17 protein-coding genes are annotated in these 18274 nt (G+C 33.8%); 10 read left to right on the top strand and 7 right to left on the bottom strand.

All coding sequences use genetic code 11. The annotated features are described in order from the left end of the window. Nucleotides 1-140: 140 nt before the first annotated feature. The 4 genes from Q0838_RS10095 (at nucleotide 141) to Q0838_RS10080 (ending at nucleotide 2972) form a co-directional block, all read left to right on the top strand. Nucleotides 141-1226 (top strand): DUF2817 domain-containing protein, encoded by a 1086-nt coding sequence (locus Q0838_RS10095; protein ID WP_298954358.1) that lies wholly within the window; start codon nucleotides 141-143, stop codon nucleotides 1224-1226. A gap of 83 nt (nucleotides 1227-1309) precedes the next feature. Further along, complete coding sequence (locus tag Q0838_RS10090) at nucleotides 1310-1783, top strand: winged helix-turn-helix transcriptional regulator (protein WP_298954355.1); 474 nt, start codon at nucleotides 1310-1312, stop codon at nucleotides 1781-1783. After that, complete coding sequence (locus Q0838_RS10085) at nucleotides 1783-2304, top strand: DinB family protein (protein ID WP_298954352.1); 522 nt, start codon at nucleotides 1783-1785, stop codon at nucleotides 2302-2304. Before Q0838_RS10090 ends, Q0838_RS10085 begins: the two co-directional genes overlap by 1 nt. A gap of 119 nt (nucleotides 2305-2423) precedes the next feature. Then, complete coding sequence (locus tag Q0838_RS10080; RefSeq protein ID WP_298954349.1) at nucleotides 2424-2972, top strand: type 1 glutamine amidotransferase domain-containing protein; 549 nt, start codon at nucleotides 2424-2426, stop codon at nucleotides 2970-2972. A gap of 70 nt (nucleotides 2973-3042) precedes the next feature. Here the strand turns inward: Q0838_RS10080 and dnaN are convergent, their stop codons facing one another. After that, on the bottom strand, nucleotides 3043-4158 hold the full coding sequence (dnaN, locus tag Q0838_RS10075; protein ID WP_298954346.1) for a DNA polymerase III subunit beta: 1116 nt from the start codon (nucleotides 4156-4158) through the stop codon (nucleotides 3043-3045). A 307-nt stretch (nucleotides 4159-4465) separates the two neighbouring features. Here dnaN and Q0838_RS10070 point away from each other — a divergent pair, with 307 nt between their 5' ends. After that, the gene (locus tag Q0838_RS10070; RefSeq protein ID WP_298954344.1) at nucleotides 4466-5131 is read left to right on the top strand and encodes a DUF2461 domain-containing protein; all 666 of its coding nucleotides are present in this window, start codon (nucleotides 4466-4468) and stop codon (nucleotides 5129-5131) included. On the opposite strand, the gene Q0838_RS10065 is transcribed toward Q0838_RS10070, so the two are convergent. After that, nucleotides 5126-5536 (bottom strand): glyoxalase, encoded by a 411-nt coding sequence (locus Q0838_RS10065; protein ID WP_298954341.1) that lies wholly within the window; start codon nucleotides 5534-5536, stop codon nucleotides 5126-5128. The two genes, Q0838_RS10070 and Q0838_RS10065, sit on opposite strands and share 6 nt — an antisense overlap. A 213-nt stretch (nucleotides 5537-5749) precedes the next feature. On the opposite strand from Q0838_RS10065, the gene priA reads away from it, so the two are divergent. Further along, entirely contained in the window at nucleotides 5750-8203 is a 2454-nt protein-coding gene (gene priA / locus Q0838_RS10060) for a primosomal protein N' (RefSeq protein ID WP_298954338.1), read from the top strand. Nucleotides 8204-8350: 147 nt separating this feature from the next. Here the strand turns inward: priA and Q0838_RS10055 are convergent, their stop codons facing one another. After that, complete coding sequence (locus Q0838_RS10055) at nucleotides 8351-9055, bottom strand: LytTR family DNA-binding domain-containing protein (RefSeq protein ID WP_298954335.1); 705 nt, start codon at nucleotides 9053-9055, stop codon at nucleotides 8351-8353. 598 nt (nucleotides 9056-9653) lie between these two features. On the opposite strand from Q0838_RS10055, the gene rpsF reads away from it, so the two are divergent. The 4 genes from rpsF (at nucleotide 9654) to Q0838_RS10035 (ending at nucleotide 11340) form a co-directional block, all read left to right on the top strand. Then, nucleotides 9654-9998: a 30S ribosomal protein S6 gene (gene rpsF, locus Q0838_RS10050; protein WP_298954332.1), complete on the top strand. Its 345-nt coding sequence runs from the start codon at nucleotides 9654-9656 to the stop codon at nucleotides 9996-9998. Nucleotides 9999-10001: 3 nt separating this feature from the next. Continuing rightward, nucleotides 10002-10298 carry a 30S ribosomal protein S18 gene (gene rpsR, locus Q0838_RS10045; RefSeq protein WP_104515892.1) on the top strand — a complete coding sequence of 99 codons (297 nt, stop codon included), beginning with the start codon at nucleotides 10002-10004 and terminating at the stop codon, nucleotides 10296-10298. 18 nt (nucleotides 10299-10316) lie between these two features. Further along, nucleotides 10317-10766 (top strand): 50S ribosomal protein L9, encoded by a 450-nt coding sequence (gene rplI, locus Q0838_RS10040; protein WP_298954327.1) that lies wholly within the window; start codon nucleotides 10317-10319, stop codon nucleotides 10764-10766. A gap of 79 nt (nucleotides 10767-10845) precedes the next feature. After that, a complete protein-coding gene (locus Q0838_RS10035) occupies nucleotides 10846-11340 on the top strand; it encodes a DUF6495 family protein (RefSeq protein WP_298954325.1) in 495 nt (164 codons plus the stop codon). 124 nt (nucleotides 11341-11464) lie between these two features. Here the strand turns inward: Q0838_RS10035 and Q0838_RS10030 are convergent, their stop codons facing one another. The 4 genes from Q0838_RS10030 to Q0838_RS10015 form a co-directional block, all read right to left on the bottom strand. Then, nucleotides 11465-13012, bottom strand: a complete 1548-nt coding sequence (locus Q0838_RS10030) for an IS1182 family transposase (protein WP_298954400.1) — start codon at nucleotides 13010-13012, stop codon at nucleotides 11465-11467. A 141-nt stretch (nucleotides 13013-13153) separates the two neighbouring features. Next, complete coding sequence (locus Q0838_RS10025; RefSeq protein ID WP_298954322.1) at nucleotides 13154-13726, bottom strand: NUDIX hydrolase; 573 nt, start codon at nucleotides 13724-13726, stop codon at nucleotides 13154-13156. 73 nt (nucleotides 13727-13799) lie between these two features. After that, a complete protein-coding gene (locus Q0838_RS10020) occupies nucleotides 13800-15104 on the bottom strand; it encodes an amidohydrolase family protein (RefSeq protein WP_298954318.1) in 1305 nt (434 codons plus the stop codon). 10 nt (nucleotides 15105-15114) lie between these two features. Beyond that, nucleotides 15115-18075 (bottom strand): amidohydrolase family protein, encoded by a 2961-nt coding sequence (locus Q0838_RS10015; RefSeq protein ID WP_298954316.1) that lies wholly within the window; start codon nucleotides 18073-18075, stop codon nucleotides 15115-15117. Nucleotides 18076-18274: the final 199 nt, after the last annotated feature.

The following is an 18274-nucleotide window of genomic DNA, read 5'->3' as shown; positions in this document are numbered from 1 at the left end:
ACATTTGGAAACGAACTTGTAATTCTCTCTGTTTACATTTGTGACAAAGCTGATGTTTACATTTGGAAACATTATAGAGTTTACATTTGTTATATCATACTTATCAATCTTTTTTAAATTTTAAAAACCTATTATCATTTATGTTATCTAGATATTTCTCTTACCAACAGTTTGAAGATGCTTTAAAAGCGATATTAAAGACTATGGGGCAAAAAAGCTTGTCAGATATAGAGATAGGTAAATCGGTTAAGGATCGTTCTATATATGGTATTAAATTAGGTACTGGAAAGATTAAAATTTTAATATGGTCCCAAATGCACGGTAATGAATCTAGCACTACAAGAGCGCTTTTTAAATTCATTAAAAGTGATGATCTAGATAGTTTACTTAGAAATATATCATTATATATAATTCCCGTTTTAAACCCTGACGGTACTGAAAATTGGACTCGCTTAAATGCTAATAACGTAGATCTTAATCGAGATGCAATCGATTTAACCCAGCCAGAAAGTCGTATTTTAAGATCTGTTTTTGACCATTTTAATCCAGATTACTGTCTTAATCTTCATGGCCAGAGATCCATATTTGGGTCTTTAGACGGAGACCAGCCAGCTCAAATTTCATTCTTGGCCCCTGCCGGAGATCTAGAAAAAACGATTTCTCAGGCGAGATTAAAGTCTATGCAGGTCATAAATGCTATTCATGGCCAACTTAAAAATAAGGTTAATGGCGTCATAGGTAGGTACAGTGATGATTTTAATATAAATTGTGTAGGTGATTATATGACCAGTAAGCACGTGCCTACGGTTTTATTTGAAGCCGGTCATTCTGGAGATGATTATTCTAGAGATAGAGTAACAGATCTTATGTATGAGTCTTTAAAAATCGCTATAAACACCATTAAAAAGGGTGCTGTTATAGATAAGTATGACATACTAGATGTCTATAACTCCATACCACGCATGAATAAATCCTATGTAGACATTTTAATTAAAAATTATCAATCAATATCTGGTTTAAAGACACTAGGAGTGCAGTATCATGAGCAGGTTAAGGAAGGTGTTCTTTATTTTGTACCTGTACTCATAGGTATAAATAGAGAAGATGTTTTATACGGTCATAGAGAAATAGACTTAAATGATTTTCTAGACTATAATAACGACTTAATCCTAGAAGAAAATCTTGAAATAAGGTCTAAATCCTTAGATATTGGAATATTTTATTAATCATTTTTGAAATCCTAAATTTTGTTAGTTTATTATCAGCTTTTGTCTTTATTTTGCATAAAATTGTTAGTAAAATACTTATTATGGCAAAGATTGATGATATAGATAAGCAAATTTTAGATGTGCTTATAGAAAATACGAGAACTCCATTTACAGATATAGCAAAAAGATTGAGCATAAGTGCAGGAACTGTGCATGTTAGAGTAAAGAAAATGGAAGAGTCTGGTATCATCCATGGATCTTCACTTACAGTAGACTACCACCAGTTAGGTTATACTTTTATCGCTTATATAGGGGTGTTTTTAGAAAAAACTAGTGCAACACAGTTTGTATTAAGTAGAATTAAAGAAATTCCATTTGTTACCGTAGCACATATAACAACTGGTAAATTTAATATTTTTTGTAAAATACGTGCTAAAGACACGATGCATGCAAAGAGAATTATCTTCATGCTAGATGATATAGATGGAGTGAGTCGTACAGAGACCATGATTAGTCTAGAAGAAAGTATAAATGATAAAAAAAGGTTGTTGCACAAAGTATTTCAAGACCTATAATGGTATATTTAAAAGATATAAAGCCCGACGAGTACACTACGTATTTTCATAGTTACTTGAATCTTATCGATAAGGATAGTAGTATAGAAAACGTATTACAACAGTCTCTTAATAAAACACTAGATTTTATAAATACTATTGATAAACCTCTGGACTATCGTTATGAATCTGGTAAATGGTCTATAGGACAAGTAATCCAGCATAATATTGATACAGAACGCGTCTTTGCATATCGTGCTTTACGTTTTCTTAGAGGCGATGATACACCTTTATCTGGTTTTGATCAAGATGTCTTTGTTGATAGTTTAGGAGATTACGCTTTCGCGAAAGCAGAACTTTTAAAATCTATAGAGAGTACTAGAAATGCAACTATAGCTTTATTTGAAAACGTAACTGAAAATTCTCTCTTATTCAAAGGAAATGCTAGTGGAAATATAATGACCGCTAGAGTGATCCCTTTTTTAATTGCTGGACACAACCTGCATCACGAGAATGTTATAAGAGACCGTTATTTAAGTTAAATTAAGAAAAACATCTTATATTTAAGAGCTTGCTAAGAATATCTTAGCAGGCTTTTGTTATTTAAGGGACTTCTATCTTCTCATCTTTGTGCTATAATAATTTAAACAAATATATAGATATGAAAAAGAGAGTAGCAATTTTGGCCACAGACGGATTTGAAGAAATAGAGTTAACTAGTCCTAAAAAAGCTCTAGAAGATGCTGGAGTAGATGTAGATATTATTAGTCCTAAACATGAATCTATAAAAGCCTGGGATAAAGATAACTGGTCCGACTCTTATAAAGTAGATATACATGTGAGTAAGGCAAATGCCAGTGATTATCATTCACTTATGCTACCTGGAGGTGTTTTAAACCCTGATCAATTGCGACAGGATACAAATTCTATTGAATTTATTAAATCATTTTTTGAGCAAAAGAAGCCAGTAAGTGCTATATGTCATGGTGTACAACCATTAATAGATGCAGACGTTCTTAATGGTCGTAAATTAACATCCTATCCTTCTTTACAAAGAGATGTAGAAAATGCTGGAGGTAATTGGGTAGACCAAGAAGTGGTAGTAGATGAAGGTTTTACCACTAGTAGAACACCAGAAGATCTAGATGCATTTAATGCAAAAATTATAGAAGAAATACGAGAAGGAAAACATGAATTACAACACGCATAATTAAAAACACTATTGAAAATAAAAAAAGCTCGCAAACTGCGAGCTTTTTTTATATTTATATTATCTCAGTTTACTGATTAAGCATAACTGGCATTACAAGCATAGTGACATTCTCACCCTCGTCTAGTCCATCTACAGGTGTTAAAATACCAGCACGGTTAGGTAACGACATTTCCAGAGATACATCGTTGCATGTTAGATTATTAAGCATTTCTATTAAAAATCTACTATTAAAACCTATTTGCATATCATCTCCTTGATAGTCACAAGTTAGGCGCTCATCTGCTTTATTGCTATAATCTAGATCTTCAGCACTAATATTAAGTTCTGCACCAGCCATTTTAAGTCGTATCTGGTGAGTTGTTTTGTTAGAGAATATACTAACACGTCTTACAGAATTGAGCAGCTGCGTTCTAGAAATAGTAAGTTTATTAGGATTCTCTTTAGGTATTACCGCTTCATAATTAGGGTACTTACCATCAATAAGACGACAGATAATAGTTGTCCCATCAAAACTGAATTGTGCATTACTATCATTGTATTCTACTAATACCTCAGACTCGCTTCCTTGTAGCATGGCTTTAAGAAGGTTAAGAGGTTTTTTAGGCATAATAAATTCTGCAGTTTCACTAGCAGCAATGTCATCTCTTCTATAACGTACAAGTTTATGTGCGTCTGTAGCTACAAATGTTAGTGAATCAGTGGTAAACTGAAAGAATACACCACTCATAACAGGTCTTAAATCATCATTACCAGCTGCAAATATAGTTTTGTTAACCGCAGTAGCTAGTGTATCACCCATTATAGTAGTACTACTAGGTTCTGATATAGTTACAGCCTTAGGAAATTCTTCGGCAGCGGCGCATGCTATTTCAGATTTACCTTTATCATGACTTACAGTAATCATAGTGCCTACCGCATGAAAAGTTAATGGCTGTTCTGGAAATGTTTTTAAAGTGTCCAGGAGTAATTTTGCAGGTAAAGCGATACTACCATCATCTTCACTTTCTACCTCTAATTTACTTACTATGGTTGTTTCCATATCGCTGGCAGAAACCTTAAGCTCACTACCTGTTAATTCTAATAGAAAGTTATCGAGAATAGGTAAGGTATTATTGTTATTTATTACTCCACCCAACAATTGAAGGTGCTTTTGCAAATATGAACTAGATACTATAAATTTCATCTGGATATTGTTATTTTTTCATGATAATTCCAGTTGGTAATAAAAGGAATTACTTAAATAGATATAAATACATGTATTTAAGCTCTATTTTCTAGCCACAAAGATATTTTATATATAATTAGTAACACAACATACTTATTAACAATTGCCTCCTTTTTATAAATATACTCATGGATTGAATAGAGTATCTATTAGGATTTTAATTTTTAAAAGAATGGTGTTTTTTATTATCGCAAAGTGTTAAATAGATATTTTACAATTTAAATATTCAATAACTTGCCATTTTTAAATAAAGTCTCTGTTAATTATGATAGATCCAGCATTATTAGATTTTTTAAAAGATCTAGCGCAAAATAATAACAAGCCATGGTTTGAGGAGCGCAAGGATTATTTTAAAAAACTAGATAGTAATTTTAAAGATTTTACTACTTCCATATATGTGGACTTGAATAAAAATGATACGATTGAAAAGGTAAAAAACTATAGGATCTATAGAGACGTGAGGTTTTCTAAAGATAAAACACCTTTTAAAGCACATCGCAGTGCAAACTGGTTAAGAGCAGGAAAAAACAGGCGTGGTAGTTATTATATGCGTATAAAACCTAATGAAAATTTAATAGGTATAGGTTTTTTTGCGCCAGAGAAAGAAGATCTATTGAGAATAAGAAAAGAATTAGAATTAGATGCTCAAGAAATGCGAGGTATTATATCCAGCCCTTCTTTTATATCTAGTTGGGGATCGTTACAAGGAGAGCAACTTAAGACAGCGCCTAGAAATTTTGATAAAAACCACCCAGACATTGATTTAATAAGGTTTAAAGCCTTCTATTTTATGAAAAGCTATACAGATAAAGAGGTTATCTCTCCAAATTTCATGTCCCAAATTCTAGATTCATTTAATCAGGGACGCACATTTCTTGATTACATGACAAGCGTTCTAACTACCGATTTAAATGGAGAGTCGCTCTTATAGATCTAGTTGCGGTTTTTCAAAAACTTGAATACTGCTTATTAATCTCTCACGTACTAAATTCATCATGCGTTTATTTAATGCACTAGAGTTAGAGATATAGGTCGTATACTCTTTTAAAGTAAAATGTCCCATCATGATTCCTTTTAAAGAATTTCTGAATTTTTGATCTCTATTCACGGCATTTTCTATATAATCAATACGTTTGTGAGCAGTAAGACCATAAAAGACATTTTTGTGCTTTTTTATGTAGTTTCTAAAAACAGCAATGATAAGGTCGTGTTGTAATTTTGCTACGGGACGCAAGGTTACATTTTGAAAACGCTCTTCCTCACTCATTTGATTATCTACGCGTATACTAGGGATTTCTGGTCTTAGTGCTACTAGATATTCGTCTCGATTATCCATAATTTTATGATTTGCATAAAGATAACGTAGTTGTATTCTAATTTTAAACGCTAGGTTTCTATTTTTCTCAACATGTTTTTAACAGAGTATTTTATTATTTAAACCGTATAGATGTTGGTCTCGCTTTCGCGAAAGCGGAATTATTAAAAACAACTATATATTTTTTTAAACTGTAGCTTTAAATGTAAAAAGAGCTTCTTATTTTTACATCTTATGCAACACTTCATTGATGTCATATTACCGCTTCCATTAGAGCGATATTTTACCTACACTATTAATTCTGTAGAATCTGAATTTCTTAAACCTGGAATGCGAGTGGCTGTGCCATTTGGTAAATCAAAGATCTATACTGGTATAGTGCATAAAGTCCATCAAGAAAACACAGCGACTTATGAGGTAAAGGACATAGAGTTTATAATAGACGATAATCCAGTGGTAACTGGCGGCCAACTCAAATTTTGGCAATGGATATCCTCTTATTATTTATGTGCTGTAGGTCAGGTCATGAGAGCAGCCTTACCTAAATCTTTTCTATTAGAAAGTGAAACCATTATTCTTAAAAAAGAGGACGCTTCTATAGAAGGACTCGATCTAGATGATCGTGAATACCTGGTAATGGAAGCGCTAGAAAGTCGCAATGCGTTAAAAGTACAAGAGGTAATGGATATTCTAGACCGTAAGACGGTTCTTCCTATACTACAAACAATGCTTAATAAGAACTTAATACTGTTGCAAGAAGAACTCTACAGTACTTATAAGGTAAAAAAGCAAAAGTTTATTTATTTACATCAAGACTTTAATGAAGAAGATGCCCTTAAAAATCTATTAGAGACTTTAAGTAGAGCGCCTAAACAGAGAGCGGCTGTCATGACTTTATTCATGATGCAAACTGGAGCAATTAAGGATATTGCAAAAAAAGATCTTATCGAGCGTGCAAACGTTACTAGTTCTGTGATTAAAAGTCTTATTAACAAAGATATTTTAATAGAAGTGGAAAAAGATGTGGATCGAGTTAAGGATGATGTAGAAGATGGTCAGGATTTGTACCGTCTTAATGAAGACCAGGTTAGCGCCTTAGAACAGATTAAATCTAGTTTTGAAATTAATAAAACGGTATTACTACATGGAGTAACCTCTAGTGGTAAAACACAGCTGTATGTGCAACTTATTAAAGAGCAATTAGATAAAGGAAATCAAGCACTTTATTTACTTCCTGAAATAGCTCTAACTACACAATTAATAACTAGGCTCAAAGCCTTTTTTAAACATCAAGTTCTCGTTTATCATTCTAAATATAATCTTAATGAAAGGCAAGAGGTATGGCATCATGTTCTAGAGCAAAAAGAACCGTATGTTATCATAGGCGCACGCAGCGCCATGTTATTACCTTTTCAAAAATTAGGGCTTATAGTTATTGATGAAGAGCACGAAAGTAGTTTTAAGCAATTTGATCCAGCGCCTAGATATCATGCAAGAGATGCTTCTATTGTTTTAGGGTACATGAAAAAAGCAAAAATTCTTTTAGGTAGCGCCACGCCATCTTTAGAAAGTTATCATAATGCAAGTACGGGAAAGTATCAGCTGGTAGAGCTTAAAAGACGTTATGGTAACGTTCTCATGCCCGAAATTAATATGGTGAATATTAAAGAAAAGCATAAACGTAAAAGAATGAACGGTCATTTTTCTGATACGCTTATAGAACACATGAAAGATGCTTTTAAAGAAAAAAAGCAAGTCATATTATTTCAGAATAGAAGGGGTTATGCGCCTATTATGGAGTGTGATACTTGTGGTCATGCACCGCAGTGCCCTCATTGTGATGTGAGTCTTACCTATCACAAATATAAAAGTCAATTAAGATGTCATTACTGTGGTTATCATACATTTGTACCCAAAGAATGTCCCGCTTGTTCTAGTACGGCTATAGATACTAAAGGATTTGGTACAGAGCAAATAGAGCAGGAATTTAGAATGTTATTTCCTAATCACGCAGTGGGTCGTATGGATCTAGATACCACAAGAGGTAAAAATGCATATGAAAAGATAATTAATCAAATGGACCATGGTGAGATAGACTGTCTAGTAGGTACACAAATGATTACTAAGGGACTTGATTTTAGAAACGTTAGTCTCGTAGGGGTTCTTAATGCAGACTCTATGCTTAATTTTCCTGATTTTAGAGCGCATGAAAGATGTTTTCAATTACTTACTCAAGTCGCTGGTCGTGCCGGTCGTACTAAAGAAAGAGGTAAAGTATTGATACAAAGTTATAGTCCAGATCATATGATTTTGCAACAGGTCAGTTCTTATGATTATGGAACAATGTACAAGGAACAAATAGAAGAACGGTATCAGTTTAAATATCCACCGTTTCAACGGTTAATTAAAATCACTTTTAAACATAGAGATTACCAGACCACGCTAGATTCTAGCCAGTGGTTTGTAGATGCTTTAAATCAGATACCTCATGGAGTAGTCGTGTTAGGTCCAGAGTTTCCTGCTGTATCTCGTGTGCGCAATTTGTATAATATAAACGTGATTATTAAAATGAACAGACAGCAAAAGCCTGATGTAATAAAAAACTATATCACCAGAGTTAAGAAGAGCTTTGAATCTATTAAACTATACAGGTCTGTACGCTGTAATATAGATGTAGATAGCTACTAGGGTAGCGATTGTTGAGAGTACGCTTGCGCAGAAGCGGAACAAAAACAAGTGTCTTATAAAATAAAAAGCTATCTAGATGGAATTTTTAAAAAACAAAAAAAGCCACTTTTTCAAGTGGCTTTAAAGGGTATAAATTAAATATGATAACTAGAATTGAGATAATGCCTCAACCAGTTCTGATTTTCTATTGCGACTTAAGGGAAGTACTTCAGAACCTAATTCTACAGCCTTAGAATTGAACTTCTCTACTTTTCTTAAATTGACAATATAAGATTTATGAATACGTAAAAAATCTTCAGACGGTAATGTACTTTCAAAAGATTTCATAGTAGAAAGAACGATAAGACTATCCTCGTCAGTAATTAATTTTACATAATCACCTAGTGCCTGTATGTACCTTAATTCTTTAAGGTACACCTTACGTTTTTTAAGATTACTCTTTACAAATATAAATTCGCCACGATCTTCTATCATTTCTGTTTTCATCTTATGGGATAGAAGAGCACGCTCTACTGCATAAAGAAAACGATCTTTCTTAATAGGTTTTTGTAAATAATCTATTGCAGCATAATCAAATGCTTTAAAAGCATACTTAGTCTGGCCAGTTACAAATATGACACCTGGTTTTTCAGTAATATCGTCCAAAAGATCAAAACCGGTTAAAATAGGCATTTCTATATCTAAGAAAATTAGATCTACACTAATGTCTTTTAAGGCTGCTTTAGTTTCTACAGCGTTACTAAACTCACCTACTAAATTTAAATTAGGATGCCCTTCTATCATTTTTACGATAGCTAGTCGCTGTATACTAGAGTCGTCAACTACAAAACAGTTTAGGATGGTATTACTCATATATAATTAATAATAATTGATTATGAAACAATATTAAACTGTTTAAAGATTAAATACAAGTTTTTTAATCTTTTTATCGGATATTTTTACAACTTAGCGAGTAAACCATGCTTTTTTTGACATATAAATATTTAGTTTTTAGGTTGTTAGAATTGTATTTTATCGATTTTTTAAATGGATATAATTTAAAATAAACAATTGATATATTTAAAACAGCTAGAAAGCAAGGTGTTGCAAAATAAATTGACTTAACTAATGTTAAATTTATTGATTAATCTCAATGCCATTATTATCCTCTAGAATTTTTTGATGTTTTTTTTAAGCTATTTATATAATTGTAAATTACAAATTGAAAATTGAGGCCTTATTATAAGGACATAGTTTTTTTAGATATTATCTTTGAATAATAGTTAGTGTGTGACATTTAACTTAAATGCTAGCTCAATTTTACCACAGAATATGATTTAATCATGTGATTATCTATATGAATATGAGCAGCAATTAAAGAAATAACCACATTTGTAATAATGATTCTAGGTAAAGTTGTAGATATGAAGTAAAAGGAGTATTTTTGCAGCCGTTTAAAATATTATTAATTATGAATCAATACGAAACTGTTTTCATTTTGAATCCCGTTTTATCTGATGATCAGGTAAAGGAAACAGTAAAGAAGTTTGAAACTTTCCTTACTGACCGTGGTGCTAAAATGATAGCCAAAGAAGATTGGGGCCTAAAAAAACTGGCTTATGCAATCGAAAACAAAAAAAGTGGTTTTTACCACCTTTTCCAATTTGACGTACCTGGTGAGGTAATCAACGACTTTGAAGTTGAATTTCGTCGTGATGAGCGTATCATGAGATATCTTACTGTAAAACTTGATAAGTATGCTATCGAGTGGGCAGAGAAGAGAAGAGTGAAAATGTCTAAAAAATCTAAAGCTTAAAACATGGCATCATTACAACAACAAGCTAAAGGAAAAAAAGACGGAGATATCCGTTACCTTTCTCCTTTAAAGATCGAGACTCAAGAAAGAAAGAAATACTGTCGTTTTAAACGTAGTGGTATCAAATACATCGATTATAAAGATGCTAATTGGTTATTCGGATTTGTAAACGAGCAAGGAAAATTACTTCCACGTCGCCTTACAGGAACTTCTTTAAAATACCAACGTAAAGTAGCTGTAGCTGTAAAACGTGCTCGTCACATTGCTATCATGCCTTATGTAGGTGATTTACTTAAATAATAAAATCAGATTAACAATATGGAACTTATATTAAAGAAAGACGTAGAACATTTAGGTTTTACTGACGATTTAGTGAGTGTTAAGCCTGGTTATGGTCGCAACTTCTTAATTCCTAATGGTATGGCTGTAATGGCTACATCTAGTGCTAAGAAAATGCTTGCCGAAACACTTAAGCAAAGAGCTCATAAAGAAGCTGCAAATGTAAAGGCTGCTCAAGAACAAGCTGATAAACTTGCTGCTCTTGAAGTTAAAATTTCTGCAAAAACTGGCGATGGAAGCAAATTATTTGGTTCTATTACTACTGCAGACGTGTCTGACTTACTTGCAAAGAATGGTATTGAAATCGAGAAGAAATTCATATCTGTAGCTGGTGGATCTATTAAAAGATTAGGTCAGTATACTGCAGACGTGCGTTTTCATAGAGATGTAACTGCAAAACTAACTTTTGAAGTAGTTGCAGAAAAATAAGAAGTGATCTTATTAAAATACAAAGCCGTTTCATTAAATTGAAACGGCTTTTTTATATAAAATTTCTAACAAAGTTTTTATGAAATATAGAAGACTTACTAAAGAACAACTGGATGAAATGCATCCAGAATTTATTAATTTTCTTGCCGCTCAAACTATTACTGCCCAAGAATGGATTGATTTAAAAACTAATCAGCCAGAAGTTGCAGAACAAGAAGTAGACGTATTCTCCGACCTGGTCTGGGAAGGTGTTTTGAACAAAGCAGAGTATTTAGAACACATATCTGCTAGAACTATGAATTTGTTCTCTCTAGGGGAAAAAGAAATGGAATTGATATCCATTATGGTAGGTGACGAGTTAATTGATATTACCACACCAGAAGGTTATAAGTGGCTTCAAAAAAATCTTCTTGATGACGAAGTAAAAATTTTTACTGCAAAAAAAGCGTATGGAGAAGATCCTAATGCTGATAAATTTAAACTGATTGAATCTGGTGCAATTATTACCAAAGGCCAATTGTTCAACTACTTTGACGACCTGATGGAGCTGGGTAAAGAAACGAATGGTTTCTAAATATGAAAAGAATTTATTATTAAAAAAAAGCCGTCTCATTTGACTAAATGAGGCGGTTTTATCATTTTATCATTTTTGATGTTTTATTTTATGGATATTAAATAAAGGCGAAGAAGTTTAGTGTTTATGATGCCACTTTCTTCTTCAAGTTATGTGCTAAAGCGTGTAATCCGAACTCTAATTCTGCTTTTTTGATGCCTTTGTGGGTAAAGCGTTTAAAATTTCGATTGGATTTTATATGTGCAAAGACAGGTTCCACATCAGCGGTTCGCTGTATTCGTTTTTTAGTTCCTAGTTCACTGGTAAGTCGCTGCCGTACTATTTCTTTATGGCGTTCTAATCTATGATTACGTTGTATGGTTCTATTGCCAGCTGATTTATGGCATAAACTTCTTAATGGGCAACCATTGCAGTTTTGAGCTTGATAAACACTGGTGTATTGTAGGTATCCAGATTTAGTTTTCTGTTTTTTGTCGTATTGCTTTTCCATTCTTTGTCCCATTGGACACACGTAGTAATCTTCCTTTTCATTATAGTGTAGTGTTTCTCTATGGAAGTCGTCCTTGCTTGTTGCTTTTTTCTTGTTCTTGTAAGTCTTGTGTTCTTTATCAAAGGTGTTGTACTTCACATAAGCTTCAACATTATTTTCTTCTAGGTATTCATAGTTCTCTTCACTGCCGTATCCTGCGTCTGCAACAACACGTTCTGGCATGGATTTATAAAGATATTGGTAGGTCTGTAAATGTAGTTTTAAGGTATGGTAATCTGTGGTTTGCTGGTGTAATGAGTAATGAATGACAAATTGTGATTCTGAGCTTATTTGAACATTGTAGCCTGGTTTGAGTTGACCATTTTTCATATGGTCTTCTTTCATACGCATGAAGGTAGCGTCGGGATCGGTCTTACTGTAGCTATTGCGACCAGCAAGAGTCTTTTCCTGCTCTTCATACTTCTCTAGATTACTAGCAAAGTTCTTTTCTATATAACATAGCTTAGCTTTTTGCTTTTGCCCAGCCTTTGGATTATTGGCTAATATCTTATTGATTTTCTTTGCCGTTTTTTCTACTTTTTCTTTGTCTATCTTTTTAAAGTCTGGTGGCGTTGGGTCTTTGTCTTCCTGCTCAGCGATGCTTTGTGCGTATTGCCACATCTGTTCTAACTGCTCGACCATTTTTTGCTTTCTAGTCTTTATAGCGTTACCCCATACAAAGGTGTAGCGACCAGCCATAGATTCTATTTTAGTGCCATCGGTGAAGACTTCTTTTAATGTAACAAGACCTTCAGCGGCGAGTAGTAAAACTACTTGCTTAAAGATATCCTTAAAGATGGTCTTAAGCTTTTTACTTCTAAAACGCGCAATGGTATTATGATCTGCAACTTGCTTACCTGACAACCACATATAGTTAATGTTCTCTCGCATGGCTTTTTCGATCTTGCGACTGGAGTAGGTATTATCCATATAGGAATAAACCATAACTTTAAGCATCATTTTGGGATGATAACTAGGTTGTCCGTCTTTACTATATTCTGAAATAAGTAAACTCAAGTCCAACTGCTCAATAACGCCGTTAACGACTCTAACTGGATGATCTGATGGTATCAACTCCTCGATGCTGGGCGGAAACAACCAGTTTTGTTGTTGATTATAGTCTTTGAAATTGGTATTCATAATTCTGATTATCAGGCAATAAGATAATAAATATCAACCTTGAAATCAACTATATAAACAAAAAAAACTGCCTCAAATTAATGAGACAGCTTCTTTTTAATCAAAATGTGTTGGGTGTTTTTCTTATTCTTTTAGTCCGTGTTATTATGGTGTTTTATTAAGTAAATACCATTGTAGACTTATAATACTTATAGAATTATTAAAGTATCGATCTTTAAGCTTCTGTTTTATATCACTTCTAGGTATTTTTATTAATTCTATATCTTCATTTTCTGAAGTAGCGCCGCCACCTTTTGTGGTTTTTTGACTAGATGTTACTTCTCCGTAAAAGATACTTATTTGCTCTGACAGCATTCCAGGTGATGGGAAGTATTCTACGATAAACTCAAGGCTTTCTATTTCATAACCTATTTCTTCCTTAACCTCTCTAATAGCAGCATTTTTTGCCGTTTCATTATTATCGATAGCTCCGGCAGGTATTTCTACGATCCAGCCTCGATCACGACGCGAACTAGGATAGCGGTACTGGTGTATAAAAAGAAAGCTATCGGTATCCTTTTCATAAAGTAACACAGCAATAGCATTACCACGGTCTAAGGCTAGGCGAGTGGTAGTAATTTCTTTTTTACCATCAAAGCTGTCTTGAGTAACTTGAGCCTTGTATATTTTTAGAAAATGATCAAATACCTTTTCTTCTTTGTTTATCGTATGTTTCATAGTTATAAAGTTAGGGTAAAAAAAAATCGTCCATTAAATGAATAATGAACGATTTGATATGCTATCTATAAGATTATCTTTTAATCTCAGCATCATATTTATTCATATAACGCTCATACAGTTCTGTTTGATGAGAGTTAAGAGAAATATCTCTACCATCTATAAAAGCACGTGTAATCTGATTGCCACGCATGTCTAGAGCATTTCCTTTAGAAATGAATAGAGTAGCGCTTTTACCTTGTTCTAAAGAACCATATTCTTTATCGATACCCAGTATTTTTGCTGGGGTAAGGGTTATCATTTTTAGAGCTTGTTCCATATCCATTCCATAACCGGCTACTGTACCAGCATAGAATGGAAAATTACGTGTTTGATGTCTTTCCATATCTCCTGAATTTTCTAGTCCTACCACAACGCTGTTATCAGCTAGTAATTTAGGAAACTTATAAGGCATGTCGTAATCTTCATCTTCTCTGGATGGTAGATCGTGTACACGACCTGCGAGAACAGGAATATTCATTGCAACCAGTTCTTTTGCTACTTTATCACCTTCACGACCACCTACTATAACTGGTTTTTTAATTTCGTTTTCTTTAATAAATTTCAACACGTCTCTTATGGCTTTTTCTCCATCTACATGGATGTAGAAATTTTCATTACCATTAATTGCAGGTTGTAAAGCTGCATATTTTAAGTTTAAATCTACTGGCTTTGGGGTTTTATTATAGGCTTTTGCATTATTTAGGAAATCTGTTAACTCTCTAACTTGACTCTCATAATATTTGCTAGGTTCTATAGGTCCTGGTTCGTACCATGTTCCAGTTCTTATAAAACTAGATGGCCAGTTTATGTGTACACCGTCATCAGTTCTTATAGTAGCATCTTCCCAGTTCCACGCGTCTAATTGTACGACACTAGATTTTCCAGAAATACGACCTCCACGAGGTACAATTTGAGCAATAAGTACACCGTTAGGTCTCATAGACTCTATCACTTTACTCTCTGCATTATAAGCTATAATAGATCTTATATGTGGATTATAAGTTCCCATCTCACGCACATCAGAACTTGCGTTTACCGCATCTATTTCTACTAGTCCTATAGTGGCATTCATAGCAATTAATCCAGGATAGACATGCATACCAGATGCGTCTATTCTTTCTCCTTTAATATCCATTCTAACCACAGTTGCGTCTGCAATAGCTGTAATGATACCGTTTTCCATAACTATTATAGAGTTATCGATAACCTCACCATTACCTATATGGGCAGTCGCGTTCATTATTGTGTAAATACCTGTTTGTGCAGGTGCTGGTGTCTGTTGTGCTGTTGCGTTCATGGCAAATATGGCACACATCGCATAAAATAAGTTTTTCATTGTCTTTATATTACCAGTGAATAGTTTCGCATTCATATAATGTCTTGTCTTTCTTTTTAGGCGTTTGGGTTTTCATCCCTTTGTTTTTGGCCATGATCATTTCATTAACAAGTTCTTGTCTTTCTGCCTTTATGCTTTCGCGAAAGCGTAAGTCACGTTCTTTATCAAAAAACACAATTCCATCTATCATTGTGATTTCTGGCCTCGCAGTCACGCTCAATGGATGAACATTCCATAAAACAAGATCTGCATCTTTTCCTTTTTTGATACTACCTGTACGGTCATCGATGTGTAAAAGTTTTGCAGGGTTTAAAGTCACAAACTTCCATGCTTCTTCTTCACTAACGCCTCCATATTTCACAGCTTTTGCAGCTTCCTGGTTTAAACGTCTGGACATCTCAGCATCATCAGAGTTAAAAGCAACTACCACACCTTGTGAGTGCATAATGGCACCGTTATAAGGAATTGCATCATTCACCTCATATTTATAAGCCCACCAGTCACTGAAGGTAGAGCCACCTACACCATGTTCTGCCATTTTATCTGCTACTTTGTAACCTTCTAATATATGTGTGAACGTGTTGATACGGAAACCATGTTTCTCTGCTACTTTCATTAACATATTGATCTCACTTTGCACATAAGAGTGGCAGGAAACAAAACGTTCACTTTCTAGAATCTCTAGTAATACTTCCATCTCTTCATCATAACGGAAGTCTTTATTTCCTTTACTATTTGCATAAGCACGAGCTCTTGAGAAATAATCTTCAAAGACTTGTTCTACACCCATTCTAGTTTGTGGAAAACGCACACCGTTTTGATAACGAGATTGTTTTACATTTTCACCTAGAGCAAATTTGATAAATTTAGGAGAGTTAGAATAAATCATCTCATCTGCTTTATAACCCCATTTTAATTTAATAATTGCGCTGCGACCACCTATAGGATTTGCACTACCATGTAAGAGTTGTGAGGTAGTAACACCACCTGCAAGGTCTCTATAAATATTTATATCTTCATGGTCTACTACGTCTTCTATGGTAACCTCGGCAGTAGAGTTGTGACCAGCTTCATTTACACCATTATCTATAGCGATGTGACTGTGCTCATCTATTATACCACTAGTTAAATGTTTTCCTGTAGCATCTATTACTCTTGCATTACCAGTACTTAGGTTCTTACCTATTTGAGATATTTTACCATCTTTAACGACTACATCAGTATTTTCTAAAATTCCATCTTTCTCATTAGTCCATACGGTAGCATTGCGGTATAAGATAGTTTGTTCGGTAGGTTGAGTTTCACTACCGTAACCTACGTTAGGAAAAGTCATGCGACCCATTTTTTCGATTTCTTTAGAATCACCTTTTTTATTTCCATCCTTACCATCTGTTTTTGAATCTGTAGGTTCTTTTACAGCTACAAAGGCAGGTTCCTGACCATTAGGTAGGTAAGCAGTTCCATGAAAATTATTATCACCACCTATGACACCTAATAATCTAGTATAAGACTTATCTTCTTTGTCTTTTTGGGTAGTAATAATGTTGATCCAGTTACCGTCATAAGTTATTTTAGAACCTAGAGTCGTACTGTCTATTTTTACCGTAGATTTTTTACCTTTCTCTTTAATGGATATATCATACTTTATACCATTTAAGGTAGCTACATAAGAGCCATCAATATTTTTAATGCTTCTGTTTTTAATTACTTGCTTAGATCCTTTTACCCAGTTTTCATAGATTTCAGTATCATCTTCAAATAATTTTCCAGATGTAATAATAAAGTTAGCTAGTTTTCCTTTTTCAAGAGTACCTACCATATCATTTACTTTTAAAATACTTGCAGGAGTAGTAGTAAGAGCAGCTAGAGCCTGATTTTCAGTAAGACCATATTCCATAGCTATTTTTAATTTCTTCATTAACTCTGCAGGGGATTTTAAATCCTTAGTAGTTATAGCATAAGTAATTCCAGCTTGAGATAACATCATTAAGTTGCCAGGAGCCTGTTTCCATTCTCTCATGTCACTAAGGTTTACAAACCATTCTAGATTAGGATTAGAAACATCATAAGCATCAGGGAAATTAATAGGTACAATAAGTGCTGCGTTAGTGGCTTTTATGTCTGCTATCATTTCATAAGCATCTTCACCACCTACTATAACAAATTGCTTGCCTACACGATCACCTAGTTTATCTACTCTTAATACATTTTTTTTATCTCCAGCTTCCATTATTTGAACCAGATTTTTCTTTGCATTTAAAGCCTCTAGAGATAAGTCTTTTGTTTTAGAATGTCCATTTGCGTACCAGTCTGCATCAAAATGTGTCTGACGTAATAACGCCAGTGCACCCATAAGTGATGTAGGATAACTCTGTCTGGACTGACGGCTTTTACTCAATGAAAAGAAGTTACCACTCTCTTGTTTTAGAATACGGTCTGCATCTGTACCTGTATTATCTAGAGCGATTAACATACCATTACCACGTGCAATACCATCATGAAAATGAGTTTGTACGGTACCAAATCCAGCATCCACGTACTTTTGCGCTTCTTTAGAATCATACTCAAAATAATCCATAGCGCCTTGTTCTGCTCTTATGTGATCATTCCAGTAATACCCTTTGCGACCTTCATCATATTGCGCTGTTCTACTACTAGGAGCTCTTTTAGGAGATTTCATGGCTATGTTTCCATACGACTCTATAAAAGATGGGTAGATAAAAGTGCCTGCAGCGTCTTCGATAACTGTATTTTTAGGAATAGGAATGCCACTACCTATGGCCTCTATCTTACCATTTTTAATGATAATCGTACCCTTAGAAATCATTTTACCAGGACTAGTGATTATGGTAGCATTAGTTATTGCACGAGTGACATTGCTTACTGCACTTATGTCATCGTTGTTAGGAAAATACTCTTGAGCCTGGATGGAAAAACAAGCCAAAAGCAGCATAGATAATAATCTTTTCATAAATATATATTTAGTCCATAAAGATAGATCAAAGTCTTATAAAGTCGTTTCTTAAAGATTTCATAAAACAGAAATAGTTATATGAGTTAATTAACAAATGTGATCTTTACATTTTTTGCATCGCTTAATTTCTAGATGATCTGAATAAAGTTCTTGTTTCTAGCTTATAGATTAAAACTAAAACAGCTTAATACAGAGA

Origin of the sequence: uncultured Nonlabens sp. (assembly GCF_947495285.1) — a bacterium.
Taxonomy (GTDB): Bacteria; Bacteroidota; Bacteroidia; order Flavobacteriales; family Flavobacteriaceae; genus Nonlabens.
This window is presented reverse-complemented; position numbering and strand designations above follow the sequence as displayed.